The 26,035-nt window shown below is 67.3% G+C and carries 26 protein-coding genes; 11 read left to right on the top strand and 15 right to left on the bottom strand.

Annotation, left to right across the window (positions count from 1 at the left end; genetic code table 11):
- Positions 1 to 85 precede the first annotated feature (85 nt).
- From mtnC to V3B48_RS03030, 5 genes are all read right to left on the bottom strand, one after another.
- Complete coding sequence (gene mtnC / locus V3B48_RS03050; protein ID WP_043397315.1) at positions 86 to 781, bottom strand: acireductone synthase; 696 nt, start codon at positions 779 to 781, stop codon at positions 86 to 88.
- A gap of 3 nt (positions 782 to 784) precedes the next feature.
- Positions 785 to 1,342, bottom strand: coding sequence for an acireductone dioxygenase (locus V3B48_RS03045; protein ID WP_014037028.1), 558 nt, complete (start codon positions 1,340 to 1,342; stop codon positions 785 to 787).
- Between the two features lie 92 nt (positions 1,343 to 1,434).
- On the bottom strand, positions 1,435 to 2,076 hold the full coding sequence (locus V3B48_RS03040; protein WP_329893142.1) for a methylthioribulose 1-phosphate dehydratase: 642 nt from the start codon (positions 2,074 to 2,076) through the stop codon (positions 1,435 to 1,437).
- 530 nt (positions 2,077 to 2,606) lie between these two features.
- On the bottom strand, positions 2,607 to 4,034 hold the full coding sequence (locus V3B48_RS03035) for an amino acid permease (RefSeq protein WP_049424691.1): 1,428 nt from the start codon (positions 4,032 to 4,034) through the stop codon (positions 2,607 to 2,609).
- An 82-nt stretch (positions 4,035 to 4,116) separates the two neighbouring features.
- The gene (locus tag V3B48_RS03030; protein WP_121503164.1) at positions 4,117 to 5,592 is read right to left on the bottom strand and encodes an amino acid permease; all 1,476 of its coding nucleotides are present in this window, start codon (positions 5,590 to 5,592) and stop codon (positions 4,117 to 4,119) included.
- Between the two features lie 133 nt (positions 5,593 to 5,725).
- Between V3B48_RS03030 and V3B48_RS03025 the strand changes: the two genes are divergently transcribed.
- Positions 5,726 to 6,340: an NUDIX hydrolase gene (locus tag V3B48_RS03025; protein WP_125895397.1), complete on the top strand. Its 615-nt coding sequence runs from the start codon at positions 5,726 to 5,728 to the stop codon at positions 6,338 to 6,340.
- Positions 6,341 to 6,418: 78 nt separating this feature from the next.
- On the opposite strand, the gene serA is transcribed toward V3B48_RS03025, so the two are convergent.
- Positions 6,419 to 7,660 carry a phosphoglycerate dehydrogenase gene (serA, locus tag V3B48_RS03020; RefSeq protein WP_014037034.1) on the bottom strand — a complete coding sequence of 414 codons (1,242 nt, stop codon included), beginning with the start codon at positions 7,658 to 7,660 and terminating at the stop codon, positions 6,419 to 6,421.
- Between the two features lie 169 nt (positions 7,661 to 7,829).
- Between serA and V3B48_RS03015 the strand changes: the two genes are divergently transcribed.
- The 3 genes from V3B48_RS03015 to V3B48_RS03005 all read left to right on the top strand — a co-directional run bounded on the left by V3B48_RS03015 (position 7,830) and on the right by V3B48_RS03005 (position 11,417).
- Entirely contained in the window at positions 7,830 to 9,218 is a 1,389-nt protein-coding gene (locus V3B48_RS03015) for an FAD-binding oxidoreductase (protein ID WP_329893141.1), read from the top strand.
- Positions 9,219 to 9,280: 62 nt separating this feature from the next.
- On the top strand, positions 9,281 to 9,580 hold the full coding sequence (locus V3B48_RS03010; protein ID WP_329893140.1) for a DUF2388 domain-containing protein: 300 nt from the start codon (positions 9,281 to 9,283) through the stop codon (positions 9,578 to 9,580).
- Between the two features lie 40 nt (positions 9,581 to 9,620).
- A complete protein-coding gene (locus V3B48_RS03005; protein ID WP_285302823.1) occupies positions 9,621 to 11,417 on the top strand; it encodes a DUF4105 domain-containing protein in 1,797 nt (598 codons plus the stop codon).
- On the opposite strand, the gene V3B48_RS03000 is transcribed toward V3B48_RS03005, so the two are convergent.
- Entirely contained in the window at positions 11,395 to 12,471 is a 1,077-nt protein-coding gene (locus V3B48_RS03000) for an ATP-binding protein (protein WP_032128780.1), read from the bottom strand. The two genes, V3B48_RS03005 and V3B48_RS03000, sit on opposite strands and share 23 nt — an antisense overlap.
- Complete coding sequence (locus V3B48_RS02995; protein WP_020424480.1) at positions 12,471 to 13,187, bottom strand: response regulator; 717 nt, start codon at positions 13,185 to 13,187, stop codon at positions 12,471 to 12,473. The genes V3B48_RS03000 and V3B48_RS02995 overlap by 1 nt, the downstream gene beginning before the upstream one ends.
- Positions 13,188 to 13,316: 129 nt before the next feature.
- On the opposite strand from V3B48_RS02995, the gene V3B48_RS02990 reads away from it, so the two are divergent.
- The 4 genes from V3B48_RS02990 to V3B48_RS02975 all read left to right on the top strand — a co-directional run bounded on the left by V3B48_RS02990 (position 13,317) and on the right by V3B48_RS02975 (position 18,806).
- On the top strand, positions 13,317 to 14,462 hold the full coding sequence (locus V3B48_RS02990) for an efflux RND transporter periplasmic adaptor subunit (RefSeq protein ID WP_329893139.1): 1,146 nt from the start codon (positions 13,317 to 13,319) through the stop codon (positions 14,460 to 14,462).
- 36 nt (positions 14,463 to 14,498) lie between these two features.
- Positions 14,499 to 17,648 carry a multidrug efflux RND transporter permease subunit gene (locus V3B48_RS02985; RefSeq protein WP_329893138.1) on the top strand — a complete coding sequence of 1,050 codons (3,150 nt, stop codon included), beginning with the start codon at positions 14,499 to 14,501 and terminating at the stop codon, positions 17,646 to 17,648.
- Positions 17,629 to 18,021 carry a nuclear transport factor 2 family protein gene (locus V3B48_RS02980; protein WP_049400136.1) on the top strand — a complete coding sequence of 131 codons (393 nt, stop codon included), beginning with the start codon at positions 17,629 to 17,631 and terminating at the stop codon, positions 18,019 to 18,021. The genes V3B48_RS02985 and V3B48_RS02980 overlap by 20 nt, the downstream gene beginning before the upstream one ends.
- An 83-nt stretch (positions 18,022 to 18,104) precedes the next feature.
- Positions 18,105 to 18,806, top strand: a complete 702-nt coding sequence (locus tag V3B48_RS02975) for an MliC family protein (protein WP_329893137.1) — start codon at positions 18,105 to 18,107, stop codon at positions 18,804 to 18,806.
- Positions 18,807 to 18,853: 47 nt separating this feature from the next.
- Here the strand turns inward: V3B48_RS02975 and V3B48_RS02970 are convergent, their stop codons facing one another.
- From V3B48_RS02970 to V3B48_RS02945, 6 genes are all read right to left on the bottom strand, one after another.
- Positions 18,854 to 19,387 (bottom strand): hypothetical protein, encoded by a 534-nt coding sequence (locus V3B48_RS02970; RefSeq protein ID WP_329893136.1) that lies wholly within the window; start codon positions 19,385 to 19,387, stop codon positions 18,854 to 18,856.
- Positions 19,377 to 19,943 (bottom strand): elongation factor P-like protein YeiP, encoded by a 567-nt coding sequence (yeiP, locus tag V3B48_RS02965; protein WP_005409468.1) that lies wholly within the window; start codon positions 19,941 to 19,943, stop codon positions 19,377 to 19,379. Before yeiP ends, V3B48_RS02970 begins: the two co-directional genes overlap by 11 nt.
- 48 nt (positions 19,944 to 19,991) lie before the next feature.
- Positions 19,992 to 20,762 carry an SDR family NAD(P)-dependent oxidoreductase gene (locus V3B48_RS02960; protein ID WP_049457458.1) on the bottom strand — a complete coding sequence of 257 codons (771 nt, stop codon included), beginning with the start codon at positions 20,760 to 20,762 and terminating at the stop codon, positions 19,992 to 19,994.
- 100 nt (positions 20,763 to 20,862) lie between these two features.
- A complete protein-coding gene (locus tag V3B48_RS02955) occupies positions 20,863 to 21,759 on the bottom strand; it encodes a hydroxymethylglutaryl-CoA lyase (protein ID WP_049400129.1) in 897 nt (298 codons plus the stop codon).
- Complete coding sequence (locus V3B48_RS02950; RefSeq protein ID WP_049400128.1) at positions 21,756 to 22,157, bottom strand: VOC family protein; 402 nt, start codon at positions 22,155 to 22,157, stop codon at positions 21,756 to 21,758. The genes V3B48_RS02955 and V3B48_RS02950 overlap by 4 nt, the downstream gene beginning before the upstream one ends.
- A 2-nt stretch (positions 22,158 to 22,159) precedes the next feature.
- On the bottom strand, positions 22,160 to 22,948 hold the full coding sequence (locus tag V3B48_RS02945; protein ID WP_032128789.1) for an enoyl-CoA hydratase-related protein: 789 nt from the start codon (positions 22,946 to 22,948) through the stop codon (positions 22,160 to 22,162).
- Positions 22,949 to 23,067: 119 nt separating this feature from the next.
- Here V3B48_RS02945 and V3B48_RS02940 point away from each other — a divergent pair, with 119 nt between their 5' ends.
- From V3B48_RS02940 to V3B48_RS02930, 3 genes are read left to right on the top strand one after another with little or no spacing between them, the layout of a single operon-like run.
- Complete coding sequence (locus V3B48_RS02940) at positions 23,068 to 23,322, top strand: FeoA family protein (protein ID WP_032128790.1); 255 nt, start codon at positions 23,068 to 23,070, stop codon at positions 23,320 to 23,322.
- Complete coding sequence (locus V3B48_RS02935) at positions 23,319 to 25,184, top strand: ferrous iron transporter B (protein ID WP_049400127.1); 1,866 nt, start codon at positions 23,319 to 23,321, stop codon at positions 25,182 to 25,184. The genes V3B48_RS02940 and V3B48_RS02935 overlap by 4 nt, the downstream gene beginning before the upstream one ends.
- Positions 25,184 to 25,438 (top strand): DUF6587 family protein, encoded by a 255-nt coding sequence (locus V3B48_RS02930; protein ID WP_329893135.1) that lies wholly within the window; start codon positions 25,184 to 25,186, stop codon positions 25,436 to 25,438. Before V3B48_RS02935 ends, V3B48_RS02930 begins: the two co-directional genes overlap by 1 nt.
- A gap of 69 nt (positions 25,439 to 25,507) precedes the next feature.
- On the opposite strand, the gene V3B48_RS02925 is transcribed toward V3B48_RS02930, so the two are convergent.
- Complete coding sequence (locus V3B48_RS02925) at positions 25,508 to 25,969, bottom strand: DUF4304 domain-containing protein (protein ID WP_329893134.1); 462 nt, start codon at positions 25,967 to 25,969, stop codon at positions 25,508 to 25,510.
- Between the last annotated feature and the right edge of the window lie 66 nt (positions 25,970 to 26,035).

The raw sequence follows: 26,035 nt of genomic DNA, 5'->3' as shown, positions 1-26,035 counted from the left end.
CAACACCGCGCCGGTGGGCCTTCCGCTGTCGGGCCCCCCTCGCCCCACAAAAACGACTTAATCCCCTCCGTCCCCTTTTTCTTGCTTACAGCTGGATCTGCTGGAAATTCTCGACCCGCTCGTGGCCGTTGGCGGCCTGGCCGGTGCGCGGCAGCGGGTAGTCGTCCAGGCGATCAATCAGGCGGGTCTGCAGGCCGGCTTCGCGGGCGGCATCCAGTTCTTCCACCACATCCGACAGGAACAGGATCTCGCCGGCCGGCACGCCAATGGCCTGCACGATGCGGCGGTAGCTGTCGGCCTCGCGCTTGCCGCCGACTTCGGTGTCGAACCAGCCCGACACCAACGGGCTGAGGTCACCGGCGTCGCTGAAGCCGAAGAACAGCTTCTGCGCCGGCACCGAGCCGGAGGAGTACACGTACAGCGGCAGGCCGGAGGCGTGCCAGCCCTTCAGCACCGGCGCCACTTCCGGGTAGAAGTGCGCGGTGTAGTCGCCGCGGCGGTAGCCTTCGTCCCAGATCAGGCCCTGCAGCGCCTTCAGAGCGGTGTGCTTGCGGTCCTGGTCGATCCAGCCCTGCAGCGTCTCGGCCACCAGGCTGTCCTGGCAGGCGCCGCCGATCTCGGTGGCCACCGCATCCAGCCAGCGGCGGACTTCCGGCTGCTGGCCGTGCTCGGCGACGAACGCGGGCAGCGCCTTGCGGGCATAGGGGAACAGCACGTTCTTGACGAACGAGATGCTGCTGGTGGTGCCTTCGATGTCGGTCAGGATGACGCGGGGCTGCATGGATCAGGACGCCTGGGTGGGTACGTAACGGGGGAACTTCTGCGCGATGTCGGTGCCGGTGAAGTGACCGACCCAGCCATCCGGTTCGGTGAAGAAGCGGATCGCCACGAAGCTGGGCTCGTCGCCCATGTCGAACCAGTGGGTGGTGCCATCGGGTACGGCGATCAGGTCGTCCTTCACGCACTCGATCTCATAGACCTTGTCACCCACGTGCAGGGTGAACAGGCCGGAGCCTGCGACGAAGAAGCGCACCTCGTCTTCCTTGTGGAAGTGTTCGTCGAGGAACTTCCTGCGCAGCTCGGCGCGGTTCGGGTTGTCCGGGGCGATCGAGGCCACGTCCACGCTCTTGAAGCCGCGCTCGGCAACCAGGCGGTCGATGTCGGCGCGGTAAGCGGCGAACACTTCATCCTGGCTGGCGCCCGGTGCGACCGGTGCGGTGGCCTGCCAGCGCTCGAAGGTGACGCCGATCTTCTGCAGCTCGGCAGCGATGACCGCGCCGTCCTGGGTATCCAGAAGCGGCGATTCGGGGCGGGTGTCGTCGTAGATGCGCAGTCGGCTCATGGCGGCAGCTTGAACGTCTCGGGGGGAAGACAGGGTAGCAGGGTGGGCACGAGGTGCAGATTCCGGATCGGCATCTGCACCTGCGTGCGGGTTCAGCCGCGCAGCTTGCGCAGTTCCAGCTCGCAGTGGAACAGGAACTCGAACGCTTCCAGGTGGCGGCGTGCCTCGGCCATGTCGCGGCCCCAGGCATACAGGCCGTGGCCGTCGATCAGGTAGCCCCACAGGTTCTGCCGGTCGAGCAGGTCATCGACCTGCTTCGAAAGCACGTTCATGTCCTGGGTGTTGGCGAACACCGGAACATCGATGGCCATCTCGTGGGTGCTGTTGCCGGCGAAGGCCTTCAGCAGCTCGTAGCCTTCCAGGCGGATGTGGCCCTGCGGCGCGTACAGGCGCGAGGCGACGGTCTGCACCGGCGAGTGGGTGTGCAGCACGCAGCCGATTTCCGGGAAGCGGCGGTACAGCTGGGTGTGCAGCAGGGTTTCGGCGGACGGGCGCAGCGGGCGGCCGACGGCCAGGCCGTCGAAGTCCACCACCATGATGTCGTCCTCGATCAGGCGGCCCTTGTCCTTGCCGGAGACGGTGATCGCGGCGTGACGGTCGTCCAGGCGGTGGGAGAAGTTGCTGCTGGTGGCCGGGGTCCAGCCGGCGTGGGCCAGCTCGCGGACGTTGTCGATCAGCAGCTGGGCCAGTTCGCTCAGGCGCGCGGTGTCGTACGGGAGGGTGGGGGCGTTCATGCCGGCGATTTTACTGGATTCGGCCAACGGCTGAGCCCCTCGTGGCTGTCTCGCCGGGCTGGATTTCTTGCTTTGGCCGGGCGGGTGGGTGCGCCGGGGCGCCGCTCCCACCGTTGCGGGGGGGCTGGGCCGCGCCCCCCCCCCCCCCCACCCCCCCCCCCACCCCCCCCCCCCGACCACGGACAGGTTCCGTGCGCGTCAGCCACGGAGTGAAGAAGGAAAGGCAGAAGCGGGTCGCGGCGCTGCGCTTGCTCGGAGCCGAGCATGGCTCGGCTCTACAGAGAATTCATTTCCCAGACCGAATTCATCCACGCATGGCGTGGATCCACCGGACGCGCCGGGAGAGTGTCAGGGGTGCGGAGGCATGGGTTCGCGGGGGTGTCCGCGGCATGGATGCCGCGGCCAAGCCTCCAGGGATGGATTCACGGCGTCCCCCGCGAACCCATGCCTCCCCGCCAAACCCTCAGCCCAGCTCTTGTCGTTGCTCCGGCTTCAAAGGCGGGTGCAGGGCCGCAGGCCCTGCAATCCCTTTACTTCACCCGCAGCCGGCTGTGCCTGAAGCCGTAGCAGAAATAGATCACGAAGCCGACGAAGGTCCAGACACCCATCAGCATCCAGTTGTGCATCGTCATCGCCGACAGCAGCGCAAGGCAACTCAGCACGCCCAGGCTGCAGATCAGCCACGCCATCGGCATGCGGAACGGACGCGGCAGGTCCGGCTGGGTGCGGCGCAGGATCAGCACGCCCGCGCAGACCGCCGCGAACGCGATCAGCGTGCCCATCGAGGTCAGCTCACCGAGGATATCCAGCGGGAACAGCGCCGCCAGCAGCGCGATGCCGATACCGGTGATCACGGTGTTGATGTGCGGGGTGCGGTACTTCGGGTGGATCTTGGTGAACACCGGCGGCAGCAGGCCGTCGCGCCCCATGATCATGAAGATGCGCGGCTGGCCGATGATCATCACCAGCACCACCGAAGACAGGCCGACCAGCGCGCCGACCTCGACCACCCAGCGCAGCCAGCCCAGCTGCGGATGCGCGGCCACCGCGGTCACCACCGGCTCGTCGGTGCCCAGCAGCTGGAACGGCACCAGGCCGGTCATCACTGCGGCCATCGCGATGTACAGCACGGTGCAGATCACCAGCGACAGCATCATGCCGAACGGCATGTCGCGCTGTGGATTCTTCGATTCCTGCGCCGCCACCGACACCGCCTCGAAGCCGATGTAGGCGAAGAACACCATCGCCGCACCGCGCAGCACGCCTTCCATGCCGTACTTGCCGGGGCCTTCGTTGGCCGGAATGAACGGGGTCCAGTTGCTGGTGTCCACGTACTTCCAGCCGACCACGATGACGAGCACGATCAGGCCGGTCTTGAGCACGACCATCGCCATGTTCATCGCCGAGGACTTGCTGATGCCGACGTAGCACAGCCAGGTCAGCAGCAGCACCAGTGCGGCGGCGGGCAGGTTGGCGATCGCGCCGGTCGGGCGCAGCTGTGCATCGAGTGGGGCACTGACCAGCGCCGCCGGTAGATGGATGTCGAACTGGCTGAGCAGGCTGAGGAAATAGCCGGTCCAGCTGACCGCGACCGCCGAGGCGGAGACGCCGTACTCGAGCACCAGCATCCAGCCGATGAACCAGGCCGAGAGCTCGCCGAAGGTGGCGTAGGTGTAGGTGTAGGCGCTGCCGGAGACCGGCACCATCGAGGCGAATTCGGCGTAGGCCAGCGCGCAGAAGGCGCAACAGATGGCGGCCAGTACGAAGGACAGCATGATGGCCGGGCCGGCGTGGTTGGCGGCGGCCTGGCCGGTGATGACGAAGATGCCGCCGCCGATCACCGCGCCGATACCCAGGGCAGTCAGCCCCCAGGGGCCGAGGTGGCGGCGCAGGCTCAGGCCGTTGGCGTCTTCATGGGCGGCATGCGGGTGCTTGGTGGCCCACAGTTGCTTGAACATGTGTGGTGGTCTTGTCGAAGCGCGCCATGACCGGCGCGCGGGGAAAACGGACGGGCCGGCGCGAGGCCGGCCCGTAGGCGGATCAGGGCGATTTGGCCAGCTTGCTGTTGCGGATGCCGTAGCCCAGGTAGATCAGCAGGCCGAGCAGCGTCCAGCCAACGAACAGGTGCCAGTGCACCACGAACGCCTGCCAGAACAGGAACAGGCAGGTGGCTGCGCCGAGCGGGCAGATGATCCACACCGCCGGCACGCGGAACGGGCGGTGGATCTCCGGCTTGGTATAGCGCAGCACCAGCACGCCGATGCAGACCGTGGCGAAGGCCAGCAGGGTGCCCATCGAGACCAGTTCGCCCAGCACGTTCAGCGGTACCAGGCCGGCCAGTGCCGCGGCGATCACGCCCACCACGATGGTGGCGACGTACGGGGTGCGGAAGCGGGCGTGGACCCTGCCGAAGAACTTCGGCAGCAGGCCGTCGCGGGAGATGGTGTAGGCGATGCGGGTCTGGCCCATCATCATCACCAGCACCACCGAGGACAGGCCGGCGATGGCGCCGATCTCGACCAGGGTCTTCAGCCAGGACAGGGTCGGGTAGGGTTCCAGCGCGGTGGCCACCGGCTTGTCGGTGCCCAGCAGGTGGTACGGCATCATGCCGGTCAGCACCGCGCAGACGATGATGTAGACGATGGTGCACACCGCCAGCGAGCCGAGCAGGCCGATCGGCATGTTGCGCTGCGGGTCCTTGGTTTCACCGGCGGCGGTGGAGACCGCATCGAAGCCGATGTAGGCGAAGAACACGATGGTGGCCGCACGGAACACGCCGCTCCAGCCGAACTCACCCGCCACGCCGGTGTTTTCCGGGATGAACGGCTGCCAGTTGGCCGGGTCGATGTGAGCCGCGCCGATGCCGATGAACAGGCAGATGACGGTGACCTTGATCGCCACGATGATCGCGTTGACGAAGGCCGATTGGGTCACGCCCACGTACAGCAGGCCGGACACCGCCGCCACGATCAGTACTGCCGGCAGGTTGAACAGCTTGCCCGAGGCGATGAACTCGCTGCCGGTCCAGGCAATCGGGGCCGCGCTCAGGGCATCCGGGAACGGCATGTGCAGCGTGGTGGTGATGAAGCTGATCAGGTATGCCGACCAGCCCACCGCGACCGAGGCCGAGGCGAACAGGTATTCCAGCACCAGGCACCAGCCGATGAACCAGGCCATGCCCTCGCCGAGGGTGGCGTAGGAGTAGGAGTAGGCGCTGCCGGAGACCGGCATCATCGCCGCGAATTCGGCGTAGCACAGGCCCGCCAGGGCGCAGGCGAAACCGGCGATGACGAACGACAGCATCACTGCCGGGCCAGCGTGGTTGGCCGCAGCCTGGCCGGTCAGCACGAAGATACCTGCGCCGATCACCGCACCCACGCCAAGCAGGATGAGGTGTTTAGCCGTGAGGGTCCGTTTCAACGTGGCTTCGCCGTCCAGGCTGCCTTCGATGGGTTCGCCAGCATCGACGTGCCCGGCCGGTTCAACCGGCTTGACCCTCAACAGAGCTTTCAGCATGCAGTACTTCCTAGTGATCGGATTGGGTGGGCCGCCGATACGTTGCCGGCAACCCTGGAATGGTGAAGGCCGCGCGAACGGCCCGCTGTACCTTAGCCAAAGCTGAAGCCAACGCACAAGCGCAATCGCAACAATGAACGGCGATAATGAGCAGTATTTTTCCAAACGCCGCCCATTCATGAGCCAGACCGCCGAAACCCTTGCCGTGCTTGACGATCGCCTGCGTGGCCTGCTGCGGGACTACGCCCGCCGCGAGCCCGCCCACGACGCGTTGGCTGCCGAATTCGGCACATTGTTGGACGATCCGGAAGATCCGTTCCGGCGCGAGCGGCTGGCCGGCCACTTCACCGCCAGCTGCTGGCTGGTCAGTGCCGACGGCCAGCGCCTGCTGCTGACCCATCACCGCAAGCTGCAGCGCTGGCTGCAGCTGGGCGGCCACGCCGACGGCGACCGCGACCTGGCCCAGGTGGCACTGAAGGAAGCCGAGGAAGAATCGGGACTGAGCGGCCTGGTGTTGGAAGACCCGGCCATCTTCGACCTGGACAAGCATTGGATTCCGGAGCGCAAGGACGTGCCGGGGCACTGGCACTACGACGTGCGTTTCGTGATCCGGGCGCTGGGTGGCGAGGCCTTCGTGCTCAGCGAGGAGTCGCTGGAACTGGCCTGGCGGCCGGTGACCGAGGTCGCGGCCGATCCGGAATCGGACGAATCCATGCAGCGCATGGCGCGCCGGTGGCTGACGCGCTGAAGAAAAAGGGGACGGAGGGGATTAAGTCGTTTACGCCGCATGTGCCGCAAACGACTTAATCCCCTCCGTCCCCTTTTTTCAGTACAGGATGCGCGTGCGCAGCGTTCCCGGAATCGCGGCCAGCTCGTCGCGCACGGCGGCGGCTTGTTCCTCGCTGGCGGTGATGTCGATCACCACGTAGCCCACCTTCGGGTCGGTGCGCAGGAACTGGCCGTCGATGTTGACGTTGTGGCGCGAGAAGATCTCGTTGACCTTGGACAGCACGCCCGGCACGTTCTGGTGGATGTGCAGCAGGCGCAGGCTGTCGGCGTGCTCGGGCAGGGTCACTTCCGGGAAATTGACCGCCGACAGGGTGCTGCCGTTGTCGCTGTAGCGCACCAGCTTGGCGGCCACTTCAACGCCGATGTTGTCCTGCGCCTCCAGCGTGCTGCCGCCCACGTGCGGGGTCAGGATCACGTTGTCGTGGCGGGTCAGCGGCGATTCGAAGATATCGCCGTTGCCCTTCGGCTCGACCGGGAACACGTCCAGCGCGGCGCCGCCGACGTGGCCGCTGGCCAGTGCCGCGTCCAGTGCATCGATGTCGACCACGGTACCGCGTGCGGCGTTGATCAGGTGCGCGCCCTTGCGCATCTTCGCCAGCTCGGTGCTGCCGATCATCCACTGCGTGGACGGGGTCTCCGGCACGTGCAGAGTGACGATGTCGGCACGCGCCAGCAGGTCGTCCAGGCTGGCCGCTGCACGGGCATTGCCCAGTGCCAGCTTGGTTTCCACGTCGTGGAAGATCACCTGCATGCCCAGCGATTCGGCCAGCACGCCGACCTGGGTGCCGATGTGGCCGTAACCGATGATGCCCAGCGTCTTGCCGCGCACTTCATGGCTGCCGCTGGCCGACTTCGACCAGCCGCCGCGATGGCATTCGGCGTTCTTCTGCGGGATGCCGCGGGTCAGCATGATCGCCTCGGCGATCACCAGCTCGGCCACGCTGCGGGTGTTGGAGTACGGCGCGTTGAACACCGGGATGCCGGCCAGCTCGGCCGCGTCCAGGTCGACCTGGTTGGTGCCGATGCAGAAGCAGCCCACCGCGATCAGGCGCTTGGCCTCGGCCAGCACTTCGGCGCTGAGCTGGGTGCGCGAACGGATGCCGACGATATGCGCCTCGGCGATGCGTGCCTTCAGTTCGTCCTCGGGCAGCGCCTTGGTGTGCGCTTCGATCTGGCTGTAGCCGGCGGCGCTGAATACCTCCACGGCGGTCTGGCTGACCCCCTCCAGCAACAGCACGCGGATATCCTGCTTCGGGAACGAGGTCTTCTTCGGCGACATGGGGCAACACGGCCAGTGGGACAGGGGCTGACCACTATGCCAGATCGCAGCGACCATGGTGCAGTGCGCAATTGGTTGCATCCGTAGCTATCTGCACGGCTGCGGGGCTGGACGCTGGCGCGTGCCGCTGGCACGCTTGCCCGTTCTTCACGCACCGCGCTGGACTGTCATGACCGATTCCCGCATTGCCTCGCTGCAACAAGCCTGCCCCGGCCTGAAGCTGAAGACCGATCCGTCCGACCTGGAGCATTACGGGCGCGACTGGACCCGGCGCTGGACGCCGGCGCCGCTGGCGATCGCACTGCCGGCCACGGTCGAGGAAGTGCAGGCGGTGATGCGCTGGAGCGCAGGCGAGGGCGTGGCCGTGGTGCCGTCCGGTGGCCGCACCGGCCTCTCGGGTGGCGCGGTGGCCGCCAACGGCGAGCTGGTGCTCAGCCTGGAACGGATGAACAAGGCGCTGGCCTACGACGCGGTCGATCGCACCCTGGTGGTGCAGGCCGGCATGCCACTGGAGGCCGTGCACAACGCCGCGCTGGACCACGGCCTGATCTACCCGGTGGATTTCGCCGCGCGCGGGTCCTGCTCGATCGGCGGCAACATCGCCACCAATGCCGGTGGCATCCGCGTGATCCGCTACGGCAACACCCGTGAGTGGATCGCTGGACTGAAGGTGGTCACCGCTGACGGCGAGTTGCTGGAACTCAACAAGGGGCTGATCAAGAACTCCAGCGGCTACGACTTCCGCCAGCTGCTGATCGGCTCGGAAGGCACGCTGGGCGTGATCGTCGAAGCCACGGTGAAATTGACCGATCCGCCGCCGGCCAGCAATGTGATGCTGCTGGCCGTACCCAGCTTCGAGGTGCTGATGCAGGTATTCGCCGCGTTCCGCGCGCGCCTGCAGCTGCAGGCCTTCGAATTCTTCACCGACCGGGCGCTGGAGCACGTGCTGGCGCATGGCGCGCAGGCGCCGTTCGACGAAGTGCACCCGTATTACGTGGTGACCGAGTTCGCGGCCGGCGACGAGGCCCAGGAAGCGGCGGCGATGGCCGCGTTCGAGGACTGCATGGGCAATGGCTGGGTCAGCGATGGCGTGATCAGTGCCAGCGACGCGCAGGCCGCGCAGCTGTGGCGCCTGCGCGAAGGCATCACTGAGTCGCTTGCCCGTTACAAGCCCTACAAGAACGATGTTTCGGTGCGGATCTCGTCGATGCCGGCGTTCCTGGCCGAGACCCAAGCGCTGATCGGGCAGGCCTATCCGCATTTCGACGTGGTCTGGTTCGGCCACATCGGTGACGGCAATCTGCACATCAATGTGCTCAAGCCGGACGACACCAGCGACGCTGATTTCGTGGCGCAATGCGAGCACGTAACCATGCTGTTGGCGCAGGTGCTGGCCCGCTTCGATGGCAGCATCTCGGCCGAGCACGGCATCGGCCTGGTCAAGAAGGGCTACCTGGACAGCACCCGCGGCCCGGCCGAGATCGCGCTGATGAAGGCGGTCAAACGCGCGTTCGATCCCCAAGCGCGGCTGAACCCCGGCAAGCTGTTCGACGTTTGAGTCGGGCAAATCCTTCACGCACCCGTTACGCTCCACGCTTCCTAACAACCGGCTTCGAACCGATGACCCGTCCGCTTCTGCTGCTCGCCCTGCTGTCCCTGCCGCTGGCCGGCTTCGCTTCCAGCTTCGCCGGCACGTCGGCCGGTTCGGCCACGGGTGCGTCCTCCGGTTCCTCGGGCAGCAGCTCGGGTGACGACAAGGTGGTGCTGGCTGCACGCGACGATGCCGCTGCGTTCGTCGCCAGCGACGGCCAGATCCGTGGCGCTCGCCTGCAGGCGGCGCTTGTCCACCTGCGTGAGCAGAGCACTGCCACACAGCAGCAGAGCGACCTGGAACTGGCCCGCGCGCTGCTGGCGCGTTGATCCTGCCTTCGGGTAGTGCCGGCCGCTGGCCGGCAACGCCATGACAACTGCAAGGAACGCAGCCACGCACGGCGTGGCTCTACTGCTGATCGCTCACGTCGCGCACGCGGCTGACCGCCTGCAGCTCGATCCTGCGGGGTTGAGCCCTGCACAGCAGCAGGTGGCGACGCAGACCCTGGCCGACGTGCAGTCATTGTTGCCAGATGGCCTGCTGCGCGCCCTGCCGGCGCAGGTGCAGGTGCGCTGGAGTGATGGCCTTCCCGCCGAGGTGCATGGCCGCGCCTTCGCCGGCCGCATCACGTTGCGCCGCGATCTGCTGGATGATGCCGTGCCCGGTGCGCGCCGCGCACGCCGCAGCGCGCTGGTACACGAACTGAGCCATGTTGCCGACCGTACCGGGGCGAACTGGTCGCGCAGTGTGCGCTGGCGTGATCTGGCCGGATGGCAGCGCAAGCCCTGGCATCTCGGCCGTGGCGGCAATGACTTCCGAGACCGTAGTCCCGATGCGTATGAACTGAAAGATCCGGCCGAGTACCTGGCAGTGAACGCCGAGCATTTCGTGCTCGACAGCGAGTTTGCCTGCCGGCGCCCGGCACTGGCGCAGTGGTACCAGGCCCATTTCGGAACCCCGCCATCGCTGCCGCAGTCGCACTGCGCGACCACGCTGCCCTTGCTGCAGGCTGAATCGGAAGAGGGCGCGGCGTCATTGCTGCAACTCGACCCGGCACGCGTCTACGCGGTGGATTACCTGTTTGCCGAAGGCAGCGCGCAGCCGATGAGCCGCTGGGGCCACAGCATGCTGCGGCTGGTGATCTGCCGGCCGGGCCGTGCGCCGGGGCCGGACTGTCGCCTGGACCTGGAATACCACCGTGTGCTTTCGTTCCGTGCCTTCGTTGGTGACGTGCAGATTTCCAACTGGCGTGGCCTTACCGGTGGCTACCCGTCGCGACTGTTCGTGCTGCCGCTGCAGCAGGTGGTGGATGAGTACACCAAGGTGGAACTGCGCGGGTTGCAGTCGCTGCCGTTGCAGTTGTCGCCCGGCGAGATCGCCAGCCTGCTCGAGCGCACTGCACAGGTGCACTGGAGCTACGACGGGCGCTACTACTTCGTCAGCAACAACTGCGCGGTGGAAACCGCCAAGCTGCTGCAGGCGGGTGTGCCGCGGCTGGGCGAGGCCGGGCTGGCCCAGCTGAGTCCGCGTGGTTTGAAGCGTCGGCTGTCGCAGCTGCATGTGCTGGACGAGCAGGTACTCACGGACCGCAATGCAGCACAGGCGCAGGGTTACTACTTCGCCTCGGCACGCGATCACTACCAGCAGTTGTTCGGCGTGGCGGCAGCCCAGCTGGCATTGCCCGCACGCGACGTACGCGGCTGGTTGAAGCTGCCCGCACAGCAGCGTGCGCTGTGGTTGCTGCAGGGCGACCTGCGCGCAAGCGCCGGCCTGCTGCTGCTGGAACAGGCTGCGCAACGCCGCGCCGAGCTGCGCGCGCGCGATGTGCTGAAACGGCGCCTGCTGGCCGCACCGGACAGTGCCGAGACCCGGGGCCTGCGCCAGTTGCTGGAGCAGGGTGGGCAATGGCTGCGCCCGGGTACGCTGCTGGCGGACGGCGGCTACGGGTTGCCGCTGGCCGATGAGCAGGCGGTGCTGGCCGAAGCGGTTGCCACCGCCAGCGCACAGGCGGTGCCGGCCTGGCAGGCGCTGCGCGTACAGCTGCGTCAGCAGCTGCCGGAGAAGCAGCGCAACGAAATGGATGCGATCGACGCCAACCTCGCTGCGCTCGGTGCCCGCCTGCGGGAACAGGCAGCCACGCCGGCTATTGGCGCGGCAGCTCGATAACGAAACGGCTGCCACCAGCGTTGCCCGCCGTGCAGTAGACGCGGCCACCGTGCGCATCGGCGATGGCCTTGACCACCGCCAGGCCGAGCCCGCTACCGCCACCCTGGCGCGAACGCGAACCGTCGGCACGCATGAACGGAGAGAAGATGTCGGCGTGCAGCTCAGGGTCGATGCCCGGGCCCTCATCCTCGATCGCTACCTGCACATGGCCCGGTGTGTCATGCACGGCAATCCGCACCTTGCCCGGGCTGGCATAGCGGCGCGCGTTCTCCAGCAGCGCCAGCAGCGCCTGGCGCAGGCGGGTCGGGTCGCAGTGCGCGTTGTGTTCTTCGCGGCTGGTTTCCAGCTCCAGCACGAAGCCGGCGGCGCGGAACTGGGGATCGACCAGGGTCATCACCGAATGCACTTCGGCCACCACGTCGGTACGTGCGCGGCGCACGTCCAGCCGCGCATTGTCGGACAGGCTCAGCACGCGCAGATCCTCGATCAGTCGTGACAGGCCCTCGACCTGGGCGAGCAGGCTGCGGAACTGTGATTCGTCCGGCTGGAAGACGCCCTCGGCCAGGCCCTGCAGGCGGCCGCGCAGGATCGTCACCGGAGTCCGCAGTTCATGGGCGATGGCTGCATGCCACATCGCACGCTCGCTCTCCACGTGCTGCAGCCGCCGCGCCATGGCATTGAAGTCCTCGACCAAGGTGGCCACTTCGCCCGGCGAGTTTTCCTCGACGCTGGCACGCGCACCCAGGTCGCCGCCGGCAAGCGCGCGCACGCTGTCCACCAGCGAATTCAACGGCGACAGGATGCGATGGGCAAGACGGAACGAGGCGGCGATGGCCAGCGCCAGGCCGGTCAGGATCACGCCGACCATCCATGCCAGTTCAGGGCCGGTCGGCAGCCAGCTTTCCGGCTCCTCGGTAGTGCCGGGGAAGAATTCGACCAGGACCGCATACAGCAGCCACGATGACAGGATCATCATCACAATGACGCCGATCACCATCAGCGACATCGAGACGATGATGTGGCGGCTGAGCCCGGAGCGGCGCAGGCGGGCCATCAGCGGTCGGCCATCAACCGGTAGCCGACGCCACGCACGCTGGCCGGCACATTGACCATGCCCACTTCATCCAGCTTGCGGCGCAGCTTGCTGACATGGCTGTCGACCGTGCGCTCCAGCGCCTCGCTTTCCGGCAGGCATTCGTGCATCAGTTCGCTGCGGCTGAAGATGCGGGTCGGCGCCAGCGCCATGCAGTGCAGCAGCTTGAACTCGGTGAGCGTGAGCAGCACTTCGTGGCTGTAGCCTTCGCCTTCCACGTGTACGGCGTGGGTGGCCGAGTCGATCAGCAGCGGGCCCGCCCGCAGCGCGGTCGGGGCATCCACGCGCGAGGCGCGCAACGTACGCCGCAGCACGGCGCGCACGCGCGCCGCCACTTCGGCCGGATTGAATGGTTTGACCACGTAGTCATCAGCGCCCATGCGCAGTGCGGTCAGCTTGTCCAGGTCCTGGTCCAGTGCGGTCAGCATGATCACCGGCGTCTCGCCGCGCTGGCGCAGCTGGGTCAGCACGCTCCAGCCATCCAGCCGCGGCAGCTGCACGTCGAGCAGGACCAGGTCGGGGCGGGCGCTGCGATGCAGGTCCAGTGCGCTGTGGCCGTCGGCGGCGCGCAGCGTACGCAGTCCTTCGCGTTCCAGATAGGCGGTAAGAATGTCGGCGATCTCGGCCTCATCCTCGACGATCAGGACGAGGGCGGCGAGGGCAGGGGCGGCATGCATGCAGGGGCGGGGCCTTAAGGTGCTTGCCTCCATCGTATCTCCACAGTTCCTCCATCGAAACCCCATCATCGCCACGCACACTGGGTTCTTCAGAACCTATCAGCCGCCCGCGCGGCATTGTGCACAGCAATGAGAACCTTCAGGACTCCGGTCGCGTTGATCGCGGCCCTCGCCCTGGCCATGACGGCCTGCTCCACCCCCGAAGCCACGCCCGAAGCCGCACCCCGCGTGAGCGTGGTTACCGTCGGCCCGCAGGTGGTGCAGCGTGACGACGAACTGCCTGGCCGCGTGGCCGCCGTGCGCACCGCGCAGATCCGAGCGCAGGTGGGTGGCATCGTGCAGCGCCGGCTGTTTGACCAGGGCGCGGAAGTAGACGCCGGCCAGGCCCTGTTCCAGATCGATCCGGCGGCCTTCCGTGCCGATGTCGATTCGGCACTGGCCGCGCTGCAGCGCAGTGAGGCCGCCCTGGGCCGCAGTCGCGTGCAGTCGCAGCGCCTGCATGCACTGGCCGCGGCACAGGCCGTCAGCCAGCAGCACCGCGACGATGCCAGTGCCGAGTACGAACAGGCCCGTGCCGCGGTGAACGAGGCGCGCGCGATCCTGGCCCGCCGCCAGCTCGACCTGCGCTATGCAACGGTCAGTGCACCGATTGCCGGTCGCATCGACCAGGCGCTGGTGACCGAAGGTGCACTGGTTGGCGTGGCCGATGCCGAGCCGATGGCGGTGGTGCAGCAGATCGACCAGGTCTACGTCGATGTGCGCCAGCCAGCGGCGCAGCTCGAGTCGCTGCAACGCAGTGCCGGTGGCGGCGAGCTGCCGGTGACGATCATCGGTGCGGCCGGCAAGCCGCTGCCCGAACGTGGCCAGATGCTGTTCTCCGGTATCAATGTCGATGCGCGCACCGGTGATGTGATCCTGCGCATCCTGGTCGACAACCCGCAGCGCCAGCTGCTGCCCGGCATGTACGTGCGCGCGAAGGTGCCGCGGGGTGCGCCGGCCAGCGCACTGACCGTGCCGCAGCAGGCCGTGCTGCGCAGTGCCGGTGGCCAGGCCTATGCCTGGGTGATCGGTGGCGATGGCAAGGCGGTGATCCGCACGCTGGAAGTGGACGGTAGTGTCGATCGCCAATGGCTGGTGCGCACCGGCCTGAAGGCGGGCGAAAAGGTGGTGGTCGAAGGCCAGGAACGCCTGCAGGAAGGCGTGGTGGTCGATGCGCGCGATTGGCAGATGCCGGTCGCCAGCGCCGGCGCGGTGCAGGCCGGCAGCAAGGGCTGAGCCTCTACCGGGCCGGTCCCTCCAGGAAAATCCAACATGGCACGTTTCTTCATCGATCGCCCGGTGTTCGCCTGGGTGCTGGCGATCTTCATCATCCTGGCCGGTGTGCTGGCGATCCCGCGGCTGGCGGTGGAGCGCTATCCGGCGGTCGCGCCGCCCAGCGTCAGCATCTATGCCAGTTACCCGGGTGCGAGCCCGCAGACGCTGAATGACGCGGTGGTCGGCCTGATCGAGCGCGAGCTGTCCAGCGTCAAGCACCTGCTGTACTTCGAATCGTCGGTGGACACCTCCGGCGAAGCCTCGATTACTGCGACCTTCAAGCCCGGTACCAACCCGGAGCTGGCGCAGGTGGACGTGCAGAACCGGATCAAGGCGATCGAGCCGCGCCTGCCGCGCAGCGTGCGCCAGAACGGCCTGTTCGTGGAGGCCGCCGATTCCGGCTTCCTGATGCTGGTCGGCCTGCGTTCGCCGGATGCCAGCGTCAGCGAAGCCGCGCTGGGCGATTTCATGGCGCGCAACATCATCGAAGAGCTGCGCCGCATCGATGGCGTCGGCCGCGTGCAGCTGTTCGGTGCCGAACAGGCGATGCGCGTGTGGCTGGACCCGACCCGGTTGACCGGCTACGGCCTGACCATGGGTGATGTGGCCACCGCCATCGAGCAGCAGAACCTGGAGATCTCGCCCGGACGCATCGGTGATTCGCCGGGTGTTCCAGGCCAGCGCATCACCGTGCCGCTCAGCGCCGATGGGCAGCTGTCCACGCCGGAGCAGTTCGCAGCCATCGTGCTGCGCGCCGGGGCAGACGGTTCACGGGTGGTGCTGGGCGATGTCGCCCGCGTCGAACTGGGCGCGCAGAGCTATGCGTGGGGCACCCGCGAGGATGGCCACCCAGCGACCGCCGCCGGGGTGCAGTTGCGTCCTGGCGCGAACGCAGTGCGCACCGCGTCGGCGGTCCGTGAGCGCATGGCCGAACTGGCGCCGCTGCTGCCGCGCGGCGTGGAGTCGAGCATTCCGTTCGACACCGCACCGTTCGTGAAGATCTCGATCCAGAAGGTGGTGCAGACGCTGCTGGAGGCCATGCTGCTGGTGTTTGCGGTGATGTACCTGTTCCTGCAGAACTGGCGCTACACGCTGATTCCGGCGCTGGTCGCACCGATCGCGCTGCTCGGCACCTTTGCGGTGATGCTGGCACTGGGCTTCTCGATCAACGTGCTGACCATGTTCGGCATGGTGCTGGCGATCGGCATCATCGTCGACGACGCCATCGTGGTGGTCGAGGGCGTGGAACGGATCATGGCCGAGGAAGGACTGCCGCCGCGCGAGGCCACCATCAAGGCGATGAGCGAGCTGACCGGTGCGGTGATCGGCATCACCCTGGTGCTGACCGCCGTGTTCATTCCGATGGCGTTGGCCAGCGGCTCGGTGGGCGCGATCTACCGCCAGTTCACCGTGGCGATGGCGGTGTCGATCCTGTTCTCGGCGCTGCTGGCATTGAGCCTGACGCCGGCGCTGTGCGCGACCCTGCTGCGCCCGAATACCCATGGACACCATGGTCGTGGCGGGCTGTTCGGTGCCTTCAATCGTGGCTTCGAGAAGATGACCGGGCGCTACCAGCGTGGCGTGGCCTCGGTGCTGCAGCGCAGTGGGCGGGTGATGGGCGTGTTCGCCGCACTGGTGGTGGCGCTGCTGCTGGGACTGCACTGGTTGCCGGGTGCGTTCCTGCCGGAAGAAGACCAGGGCTATTTCATGACATCGATCCAGCTGCCTGCCGAAGCCACGGCCGAGCGCACGCTGGCCGTGGTCGAAGCCTACGAACGGCACGTGGCCTCGCGCCCGGGCATCGGCTCCAACCAGTCGATCCTCGGCTACAGCTTCTCCGGTTCCGGCCCGAGCGCGGCGCTGACCTACACCATGCTCAAGGACTGGGGTGAGCGTGCAGGGGCCACCGCAGCCGGCGAGGTGGAGGCCGCGCAGAAGGCGATGTCCACGATTGCCGAGGGCGAGGTGATGAGCGTGATGCCGCCGGCGATCGACAGCCTGGGCCGTTCGTCCGGGTTCTCGCTCGCCCTGCAGGCGCGTACCGGGCAGAGCCAGGCCGAACTGCGCGCGGCTCTGCAGGAGCTGCTGAAGCTGGCCGAGGCCAGCCCGCTGCTGTCGGAGGTACATGCCGATGGCCTGCCGGCCGGCACCAGCGTGCGGCTGGATATCGACCGGGCCAAGGCCGAGGCGATGGGGGTGGGCTTCGAACACATCAGCAGCACGCTGTCGGCGGCAATGGGCTCGCAGTACGTCAATGATTTCCCCAACAAGGGCCGGTTGCAGCAGGTGATCCTGCAGGCCGATGCACCCCACCGGATGGAACTGGAGGACGTGCTGAAGCTGTACGTTCGCAACAGCGAAGGCGGCATGGTGGCGTTGTCCGAGCTGGTGACCCCGCACTGGACCGAGGCGCCGCTGCAGCTGCAACGCTATCTCGGTTTCCCGGCGCTGAACCTGTCCGGCGCACCGGCCTCCGGTGTTTCGACCGGCCAGGCGATGACGGAGATGGAGCGCTTGGCGGAGAAGTTGCCATCCGGTTTTGCCCTGCAATGGACCAGCCAGTCGCTGCAGGAACGCGAATCCGGTGCGCAGGCGCCGTGGCTTTTGCTGCTGTCGATGCTGGTGGTGTTCCTGGTGCTGGCGGCACTGTACGAGAGCTGGTCGATTCCGCTGGCGGTGATGCTGGTGGTGCCCTTGGGTCTGCTCGGTGCGGTCGCGGCCGTGTTGTTGCGCGGCATGCCCAACGACGTGTTCTTCAAGGTCGGCATGATCACGGTGATCGGGCTGTCGGCGAAGAACGCGATCCTCATCGTCGAGTTCGCACGCCAGCTGCAGCAGCAGGGCCGTGGCCTGGTCGAAGCGGCCTTGGAGGCGGCACGGCTGCGCCTGCGGCCGATCGTGATGACCTCGCTGGCGTTCGCGCTGGGCGTGGTGCCGCTGATGCTGGCGCAGGGCGCATCGAAGGAAACCCAGCAGGCGATCGGAACCGGCGTGTTCGGCGGCATGGTCAGTGCGACCGTGCTGGCGGTGTTCTTCGTGCCGGTCTTCTATGTAGTAGTGCAGGGCGCGCGGCAGTGGATCGCGCAACGCCTGCGCAGGCGCCGGCCGATGCCGGAAGGATCCGTGGATGGAACGGGACATCGTTGAAGACCTGCATGAGCGGCAGCTGGCAGCGCTGGAACAGCGCCTGCGGCAGGCATTGCTGGATGACGACCACGATGCGCTGACCGCGCTGGTATCGCCGGCCTTGTTCATGATGGATGGGCAGGGCGGGCGCATGCTCGATCTGCCCTGGCTGGGCGACTGGCTGGCCGGGAACCTGCGGGTGAGCAGCCTGCAATCGTACGCGGTGGAAACGCTGCTGTGCGGACGCCTGGCATTGTTGTCCAGTGACGTGCGCTTGTCGGTGCGCGGGCAGGGCCAGGAGCGCGAGCTGAAACTGCGCCTGCTGCGGGTCTGGACCTGCAGTTCCGGCGGCAGCGGTGCGCAGTTGTTGTCGATGGCGGTGCTGGCTGCATGAGCGCGGTCAGGCCGCTTTCAGGCCCCGCTCACCGGCAGGTGGTAGGGTCGAAGATCTCTGTAGTGTCGACAAGGAGTCGAGCCATGCGTGTAGTCCCCAGTCTGTTGGCAGCCTCCCTCGGGTTGGTCCTGGCCGCGTGCCAGCCGGCACAGCCACCCGCTGCGGGCGGCACTGATGCCGCGCCGCCGGCCGCGCCCGAACCGGCTGCCAGCACCGGCGCCGGTACCGGCAGCGAGACCATGTACCGGTGTGGTGATCTGAACGTGCGCGCGACCTTCAATGGCGAGGATGCGGCGACGGTAGTGATCGGCGAACGTACCTTCGCCATGACTTCCGAGCGTGCGGCGTCGGGCGCGAAGTATGGCGATGGCCAGGGCAACAGCTTCTGGACCAAGGGCAGCGATGACGGCCTGTTGAGCCTGAAGGGCGAAGCCGATCGCGAGTGCCATGCGGTCGAAGCCACCGAAGGCGATGGCAGCGCCGGCAATGCCGCGTTCCGTGCCACCGGCAACGAACCGGGGTGGCTCGCGGTCGTAGATGGCGACACGCCAGGCCTGCAGGTGGAAGTCGATTACGGTGAGCGCCGCTTCGACGTGGCCAAACCCACCGAAGGCGCTGACGGCTGGAGCGGCAAGGCGTCCGACGGTACCGACGTCAAGCTCAGCTTCCAGCGCACCACCTGCCAGGACGACATGAGTGGTGAGGCGTTCGAGGCCAAGGTGAACCTGACCATCGGCACCCGCCAGTATCATGGTTGCGGCAACTTCGGCGCGAAGCAGCCGTAAGCCATCTGTAGAGCCGAGCCCACGCTCGGCTCTACATCATCGAGGGGTCAGCCCCCGCAGGGCTTCAGGTCGAGATCGAAGTCCAGGTCATAGCGGCCGTTGATCCCGATCAGCGCTGCGCGAACAGCGCAGTCACCGCGATGACGCACGACCAGATCGGTGAAGTTCTTCTCGCGGCCTTCGCAGTATTTGGCGCTGGCCTCTTCCAGTTCACGGCGACGCTCGTCGTCGTACGGCTCTTCGCCGGCGAAATGCTGGCAGGTGTTCTCGCGCGCGAGGAAGGCCTGCACGTCGGCCGGCATCGCGCAGTAGATGCGCACGTCGTCGACGTCATACACATCCTCCGGGACCGGACAGCCTGCGGCTGCACGTACCTTGTCCAGGTCTTCTTCGCCCGAGGGCTGCTCGGTAGCGGGCTCCGCTTCGGCGATGGCCTCCACGGCGGCCGGTGCTTCCACCGCTGGTGCGGCGGTCACGGCCGGTTCGGCTGGCGTGGCGTCGGCAGCATTGTCCGCTGCCTGCGGCGAGCACGCCGCAAGCAGGGACAGGCAACCGATCAGCGCAAGGCGCTTAGTCGGCACGGCCAGCGAATTCGCCGGTGGCGGTGTTCACCAGCACGCGCTCGCCGTTGACGATGTACTCCGGCACCATGATTTCGATGCCGGTGTTGAGCTTGGCCGGCTTCGGGCGCTTGGTGGCGGTGCCGCCCTTCAGTTCCGGCGGCGTCTCGATCACTTCCAGCACCACCGAGGCCGGCAGCTGGATCGCCACCGGCTGCTCGTCGATCACCTGCACGTAGATGCCGGTCAGGCCGTCGGTGATGTAGCCGGCGTCGTCGCCGATCACGTCCGCGTCCAGGGTGTACGGGGTGTAGTCCTCGTCATCGAGGAACACGAACGCATCGCCGTCCTTGTACGAATAGGTGGACTGGCGGCGCAGCAGTTCGACTTCGACCAGGTTGTCGTCGGCATCGAAGCTGGCGTCGAGCTTGTTGCCGCCCGGCACGCTGTACATGATGAAGCGGAAGCGGACGTTGCCGCCGCGACCCTGCGGCGAGCTGCGCTCGATGTCGCGGATCTGGTACACGCCGTTGTTGTACTCGACGACGTTGCCCTTCTTGATGTCGTTGGCTTTCATGGTGATCTAGGTCGTTGGGGGAGGGCGCCGTCCCGGCGCCCGGGGGAATCACTTCGGAGCGAGGCGGGTAGCGCCGTCCAGGCGGATGGTCTCGCCATTGAGGTAGGTGTTGCCGAGGATGAAGCCAACCAGGCTGGCGAAGTCTTCCGGCTTGCCCAGGCGCGACGGGAACGGAATCGAGGCGGCCAGCGACTGCTGCACGGCCTCGGGCATGCCGTCCACCATCGGCGTCCAGAACACGCCTGGAGCAATCGTATTGACGCGGATGCCGAAGCGCGACAGTTCGCGCGCCATCGGCAGCGTCATCGACACCACGCCACCCTTGCTGGCGGCATACGCGGCCTGGCCGATCTGGCCTTCGTAGGCGGCGATGCTGGCGGTGTTGATGATCACGCCGCGCTCGCCATCGGTACCGGCCTCGTTGTGCTGCATGCGGTTGGCCGCGGCCTTGGCCACGTTGAAGCTACCGACCAGGTTGACCATCACCGTGCCCTGGAAGCCGGCCAGCGGCATCGGCCCTTCTTTGCCCAGCACGCGGCCGGCGCCGAGGATGCCGGCGCAGTTCATCGCCACGTTCAGGCCGCCGAGGAAATCGTGGGCCTGGTCGATGGCTGCCGAAACGGCCGCTTCATCGCTGACGTTGACGTTGAAATAGCGGGCCTTGTCGGCACCCAGCCCGGCAACGGCGGCTGCACCCTTGTCGTCGTTGAGGTCGAACAGGGCCACCTTGCCGCCCTGGGCGACGAGGTGCTGGGCCACGGCCAGGCCGAGGCCGGAGACGCCGCCAGTGATCACGGCACGTACGGAAGACAGCTGCATTGAACGGTCCTGCAGGTTCGAGAACCGCCGATTCTAACGGAAGCCGTGACCGCCGCTGTTGTGCACTGCGCCGCCGGTGCAGGGCGGCGCAGTGCAGCGGTCAGCCGGCGGCGGCCAGTGCCTGGCCGGTGCGGCTGGCAGTGGCGCGGCCGAGCAGACCGGCCAGCCAGCGGCCGGTCTCGGCCAGTGCCGGCAGGTCCACGCCGCTGTCCAGGCCCAGGCCCTGCAGCAGGTAGACCACATCCTCGCTGGCGACGTTGCCGCTGGCGCCCTTGGCATACGGGCAGCCACCGGCGCCGGACACCGCGCTGTCGACCACGCGCACGCCTTCTTCCAGGCAGGTGGCGATGTTGGCGATGGCCTGGCCATAGGTGTCGTGGAAGTGCACGGCCAGTGCGGCCATCGGAATCTCGGCGGCAACCGCCTGCAGCATCGCCCGGGCCTTGCGCGGGGTGCCGACGCCGATGGTGTCGCCCAGCGAGATTTCGTAACAGCCCATCTGGTGCAGGGCACGCGCCACCCGCACCACGTCGGCCAGTGGTACCTCGCCCTGGTAAGGGCAGCCGAGTACGGTGGACACGTAACCGCGCACGCGCACGCCATCGGCGGCGGCGCGGCGCAGGATCGGCTCGAACCGGGCCAGCGATTCGTCGATGCCGGCATTGGTGTTGGTGCGGTTGAACGCCTCCGAAGCGGCGGTGAACACCGCCACTTCCTCCACGCCCACCGCACGGGCGCGGTCGTAGCCCTGTTCGTTCGGTACCAGCACCGGGTAGTGGATGCCGGCCCGGCGCTGGATGCCGGCGTAGACCTCGGCGGCATCGGCCAGCTGCGGGATCCACTTCGGGCTGACGAAGCTGGTCGCCTCGATGCTGCGCAGGCCGGTGGCCGACAGGCGGTTGATCAGTTCGATCTTGTCGGCGGTGGACACCGACTGCTTTTCGTTCTGCAGACCGTCACGCGGGCCGACCTCGACGATGCGGACGTAGTCGCTCATGCGGCCACCTCGTCGGCAGGGCGGTGGCATACCGCCTCGATGTTGTTGCCATCCGGGTCGAGTACGAAGGCGCCGTAGTAGTCGGGGTGGTACCACGGGCGCAGGCCCGGCGCGCCGTTGTCGCGGCCACCGGCGGCGAGGGCGGCGGCATGGAAGGCGTCCACCTGGGCGCGGCTGGCGCAGGCGAAGGCCACGTGCACACCGTGGCTGGCGGTGCCGCCATTGCCGAGCCAGAAGAACGGCTTGCCCTCGCTGCCGAAGCCGATGTGGTCGTGCGCGCCGGTCTGTTCGGCGGTGACTTCCATCACCACGCCGATCTGCAGCGGCGCCAGCGCCTGCAGGAAGAAGGTCTTGCTGCGCGCCAGGTCGGCGCTGGTCAAACCAAGATGATCGAGCATGTTCAGGCTTCCGTGACCCAGTGGGGCGCGCGCTTGTCGAGGAAGGCGCCCAGGCCTTCCTGGCCCTCGGCGGACACCCGCAGGCGCGCGATCAGGGCGGCATTATCGCGATCCAGGGCATCGCGGTCATGGCTGTCACGCACCTGCCGCACCAGCTGCTTGGCGCTGGAAGAAGCGATCGGGCCGGCCTTGTCGAGCAGGGCCAGCTGGCGTTGCACGGCCTCGTCCAGGCGTTCCGGCTCGACCAGCTGGTGGACCAGGCCGATGCGCAGTGCGGTATCGGCATCGAAGTGCTCGCCGGTGGCGAACCAGCGACGGGCCTGGCGCGGGCCGATGGCCTCGATCACGTAGGGCGAGATCACCGCCGGCAGCAGACCGAGGCGGCTTTCGGTCAGGCCGAAGCGGGCCGCGGTGCTGGCGATGGCGATGTCGCAGCAGGCGACCAGGCCGACGCCGCCACCGAAGGCCGCGCCGTGGACCCGGGCCAGGGTTGGCTTGGGCAGCTCGTCCAGGGTGCGCATCAGCCGCGCCAGGGCCAGCGAGTCCTCGCGGTTGTCGGCCTCGCTGGCGGCGGCCATGCCACGCATCCACTGCATGTCGGCGCCGGCCGAGAAGGAGGCGCCGTGGCCGGCCACCACTACCGCGCGCACCGCGTCGTCGCGTCCGGCGGCTTCGAGGGCGGCGGTCAGCCGCGCTATCAAGCCGGCGTCAAAGGCATTGTGCAGCTCGGGCCGGTTCAGCCAGAGGGTGAGGACGGCGCCGCTGCGCTCGATCTGCAAAGCATCGTTCATGGGATTCCAGGGTCACTCCATACCTGTATGGATCATAGCGGGCCATTGGTCATGGGCCATGACGCGACGCGGGAATGTTAGAATCGAGAACCATTTACATCCAGCAGAGAATGCGCTAGATGACGCTGTCCGAACTGCCGCTGCACGCCTCGGCCGTGGTCGAGTCCGTGCAGGACCTCCATGCCAACGATGCCATCGCCCGTCGCCTGCGCGAGCTGGGTTTCGTGAAGGGCGAGGAAGTGCGCCTGGTGGCCAAGGGCCCGGTCGGTGGCGAGCCGCTGCTGGTGCAGGTCGGGTTCACCCGGTTTGCGCTGCGTATCAGTGAAGCCAAGCGCGTCGTGGTCGACGCCAACCGCCAGGAGCGTCGCGCATGACCGCTGCAACTTCTACCGCGCCCCTGCGCATTGCGCTGGTCGGTAACCCCAACAGTGGCAAGACCGCGCTGTTCAACCAGCTGACCGGCAGCCGGCAGAAGGTTGCCAACTACACCGGCGTCACCGTCGAGCGCAAGGAAGGCCGCCTGCGCGCGCCGTCCGGCCGCGAGTTCGCCGTACTCGATCTGCCAGGTGCCTACAGCCTGCACCCGGCCAGCCTGGACGAGGCGATCACCCGTGACCTGTGCCGGGGCTTCTACCCGGGCGAGGCTGCACCGGACGTGCTGCTGTGCGTGATCGACGCCACCAACCTGCGTCTGCACCTGCGCTTCGCGCTGGAACTGCGCGAGCTGGGCAAGCCGATGGTGGTTGCGCTGAACATGGTCGATGCGGCCCAGCGCCGTGGCATCCAGGTGGACGTGGCCGCGCTGGAGCGCGAGCTGGGCGTGCCGGTGGTGGAAACCGTGGCGGTGCGCAAGCAGGGCGCCAAGGCCCTGGTCGAGCGCCTCGATGCGATGGTGCCGCACCTGGATGCGCCGGTGCCGGGCCCGGAAGGTGGCATCGACTACCACGCCAAGGTGCGCGAGATCCTGTCGGTGGCCGTGCGCATGCCGGCACGGACCGCCAAAGTCGACGACGCGCTGGACCGCTGGCTGCTGCACCCGGTGTTCGGCCTGATCAGCCTGGCGGTGGTGATGTTCCTGATCTTCCAGGCGGTGTATGCCTGGGCGACACCGTTGATGGACGGCATCGAGGCCGGTTTCGCCTGGCTTGGTGCGTTTGTTGGCAGCGTGCTGCCGGAAGGCCCGCTGGCCAGCCTGCTGACTGACGGCATCATCGCCGGTGTGGGTGGTGTGGTGGTGTTCCTGCCGCAGATCCTGATCCTGTTCTTCTTCATCCTGGTGCTGGAGGAATCCGGCTACCTGCCGCGTGCGGCGTTCCTGCTCGACCGCATGATGGCCGCCGCCGGCCTGTCCGGCCGTTCGTTCATCCCGCTGCTGTCCAGCTTCGCCTGCGCGGTGCCGGGCATCATGTCCACGCGCAGCATCCAGGACCCGCGTGACCGCCTGGCCACGATCCTGGTCGCGCCGCTGATGACCTGCTCGGCACGCCTGCCGGTGTATGCGCTGCTGATTGGCGCGTTCATCCCGCAGAAGACGGTGTGGGGCGTGTTCAACCAGCAGGGCCTGGTGCTGTTCGGCCTGTATGCGGCGGGCATCCTCAGTGCGCTGGCGATGTCGTGGATCATGAAGAAGTGGCGCCGCGACAAGAGCGAGCACCCGCTGATGCTGGAGCTGCCGTCGTACCGCCTGCCGCACGTGCGCGACCTGGCGGTCGGCCTGTACGAGCGCGGCATGATCTTCCTCAAGCGTGTCGGCGGCATCATCCTGGCGCTGACCATCCTGCTGTGGGTGCTGCTGTCGTTCCCGGCGGCTCCGGCCGGCGCCACCATGCCGGCCATCGATTACAGCTATGCGGGCCAGATCGGCCATGCGATGGCGGTGTTCTTCGCGCCGCTGGGCTTCAACTGGCAGATCTGCATTGCGCTGATTCCGGGCCTGGCCGCGCGCGAAGTGGCGGTGTCCTCGCTGGCGACCGTGTACGCGCTGTCCGCAGCCGATGACGATGCCGCCAGCCAGGCACTGACCCCGCTGATCAGCGACGGCTGGTCGCTGGCCACCGCGCTGTCGCTGCTGGTCTGGTACATCTACGCCCCGATGTGCATCTCGACGCTGGCCACCATCAAGCGCGAGACCAATTCGTGGAAGACGATGGCCTTCTCGGCGTTCTACCTGTTTGCTGCGGCCTACGTGGCGGCGCTGATCACCTACCAGGTGACCAAGGCGCTGGGAGGCGGCTGATGGATCGTGGACTGCTGCTGCAGTACCTGATCATCGCGGTGGCCGTGCTGGTCAGTGCCTGGGTGGTGCTGAAGAAGCAGTTTCCCGGCACCGTGCGCAAGCTGCGCGGGGCGCTGGCGCTGGCCCTGTTGAAACCCAGCCGCGCCGCCTGGCTGCAGGCGCTGGGGCGGAAGATCGCACCGCCGGTGAGCGGAGGCGGTGGCGCCTGTGGCGGTTGCGACAGCTGCGGGCCGACGCCGCCCAAACAGCACTGAATGTGTCCTGGTAGGTGCGAACCTTGGTTCGCACACTCCTGGAGTCCATCCACGCATGGCGTGGATCTACTAGACCTCTCTGCGGATGATCGCCCGGAAGTTCCCGTCCTGATTCAGTCGCCGCACCGACTCCCGGTTTCCATGGGTTGCCGCGAAGCCCGCCACGTCGGCAAGAGCATCGAGCAGCAGGCATTTCATCCCATCGCGATTGCCGGCCTCCAGCAGATCATCCAGATCCTGCTGGATGAAAGCCCGGCGCAGGCCGGGCGTCTCTTCGATCCGCCAGTCGACATGGGGCGTGGGAATGCTGGAGCGGTATCTGAAGGCGGTTTCAAGGTCGTCAGGCGCGAGGGGATACGCGAGCAGTTCTGGAAAGTAGAGCCCGGCATTCACATAGAAGCCCCGGCTTTCGCTGGCGCGTTGGTGATTGACGACAAGCAGGGCGGCATCCAGCAAGCGGTAGCGGGTCGTCGACGTGCCGGAAAAGCCGGTCTTCCTGGCGCACTTGCTGAAGACAGTCGAGGATTTCATGGGCTTTGCCTGGGCCGAAAGAGGGGCCCTCAGCCTTGAGGCGCAGTGCCTGGCGGTCAATTGGCA

Origin of the sequence: Stenotrophomonas sp. SMYL20 (assembly GCF_036320045.1) — a bacterium.
Lineage (GTDB): Bacteria > Pseudomonadota > Gammaproteobacteria > Xanthomonadales > Xanthomonadaceae > Stenotrophomonas > Stenotrophomonas maltophilia_A.
This window is presented reverse-complemented; position numbering and strand designations above follow the sequence as displayed.

What these genes read in the sequence shown, in the direction of transcription:
- mtnC (WP_043397315.1), bottom strand. Translation starts at nt 781, where the DNA reads ATGCAGCCCCGCGTCATCCTGACCGACATCGAAGGCACCACCAGCAGC.
- V3B48_RS03045 (WP_014037028.1), bottom strand. Translation starts at nt 1,342, where the DNA reads ATGAGCCGACTGCGCATCTACGACGACACCCGCCCCGAATCGCCGCTT.
- V3B48_RS03040 (WP_329893142.1), bottom strand. Translation starts at nt 2,076, where the DNA reads ATGAACGCCCCCACCCTCCCGTACGACACCGCGCGCCTGAGCGAACTG.
- V3B48_RS03035 (WP_049424691.1), bottom strand. Translation starts at nt 4,034, where the DNA reads ATGTTCAAGCAACTGTGGGCCACCAAGCACCCGCATGCCGCCCATGAA.
- V3B48_RS03030 (WP_121503164.1), bottom strand. Translation starts at nt 5,592, where the DNA reads ATGCTGAAAGCTCTGTTGAGGGTCAAGCCGGTTGAACCGGCCGGGCAC.
- V3B48_RS03025 (WP_125895397.1), top strand. Translation starts at nt 5,726, where the DNA reads ATGAACGGCGATAATGAGCAGTATTTTTCCAAACGCCGCCCATTCATG.
- serA (WP_014037034.1), bottom strand. Translation starts at nt 7,660, where the DNA reads ATGTCGCCGAAGAAGACCTCGTTCCCGAAGCAGGATATCCGCGTGCTG.
- V3B48_RS03015 (WP_329893141.1), top strand. Translation starts at nt 7,830, where the DNA reads ATGACCGATTCCCGCATTGCCTCGCTGCAACAAGCCTGCCCCGGCCTG.
- V3B48_RS03010 (WP_329893140.1), top strand. Translation starts at nt 9,281, where the DNA reads ATGACCCGTCCGCTTCTGCTGCTCGCCCTGCTGTCCCTGCCGCTGGCC.
- V3B48_RS03005 (WP_285302823.1), top strand. Translation starts at nt 9,621, where the DNA reads ATGACAACTGCAAGGAACGCAGCCACGCACGGCGTGGCTCTACTGCTG.
- V3B48_RS03000 (WP_032128780.1), bottom strand. Translation starts at nt 12,471, where the DNA reads ATGGCCCGCCTGCGCCGCTCCGGGCTCAGCCGCCACATCATCGTCTCG.
- V3B48_RS02995 (WP_020424480.1), bottom strand. Translation starts at nt 13,187, where the DNA reads ATGCATGCCGCCCCTGCCCTCGCCGCCCTCGTCCTGATCGTCGAGGAT.
- V3B48_RS02990 (WP_329893139.1), top strand. Translation starts at nt 13,317, where the DNA reads ATGAGAACCTTCAGGACTCCGGTCGCGTTGATCGCGGCCCTCGCCCTG.
- V3B48_RS02985 (WP_329893138.1), top strand. Translation starts at nt 14,499, where the DNA reads ATGGCACGTTTCTTCATCGATCGCCCGGTGTTCGCCTGGGTGCTGGCG.
- V3B48_RS02980 (WP_049400136.1), top strand. Translation starts at nt 17,629, where the DNA reads ATGGAACGGGACATCGTTGAAGACCTGCATGAGCGGCAGCTGGCAGCG.
- V3B48_RS02975 (WP_329893137.1), top strand. Translation starts at nt 18,105, where the DNA reads ATGCGTGTAGTCCCCAGTCTGTTGGCAGCCTCCCTCGGGTTGGTCCTG.
- yeiP (WP_005409468.1), bottom strand. Translation starts at nt 19,943, where the DNA reads ATGAAAGCCAACGACATCAAGAAGGGCAACGTCGTCGAGTACAACAAC.
- V3B48_RS02960 (WP_049457458.1), bottom strand. Translation starts at nt 20,762, where the DNA reads ATGCAGCTGTCTTCCGTACGTGCCGTGATCACTGGCGGCGTCTCCGGC.
- V3B48_RS02955 (WP_049400129.1), bottom strand. Translation starts at nt 21,759, where the DNA reads ATGAGCGACTACGTCCGCATCGTCGAGGTCGGCCCGCGTGACGGTCTG.
- V3B48_RS02950 (WP_049400128.1), bottom strand. Translation starts at nt 22,157, where the DNA reads ATGCTCGATCATCTTGGTTTGACCAGCGCCGACCTGGCGCGCAGCAAG.
- V3B48_RS02945 (WP_032128789.1), bottom strand. Translation starts at nt 22,948, where the DNA reads ATGAACGATGCTTTGCAGATCGAGCGCAGCGGCGCCGTCCTCACCCTC.
- V3B48_RS02940 (WP_032128790.1), top strand. Translation starts at nt 23,068, where the DNA reads ATGACGCTGTCCGAACTGCCGCTGCACGCCTCGGCCGTGGTCGAGTCC.
- V3B48_RS02935 (WP_049400127.1), top strand. Translation starts at nt 23,319, where the DNA reads ATGACCGCTGCAACTTCTACCGCGCCCCTGCGCATTGCGCTGGTCGGT.
- V3B48_RS02930 (WP_329893135.1), top strand. Translation starts at nt 25,184, where the DNA reads ATGGATCGTGGACTGCTGCTGCAGTACCTGATCATCGCGGTGGCCGTG.
- V3B48_RS02925 (WP_329893134.1), bottom strand. Translation starts at nt 25,969, where the DNA reads ATGAAATCCTCGACTGTCTTCAGCAAGTGCGCCAGGAAGACCGGCTTT.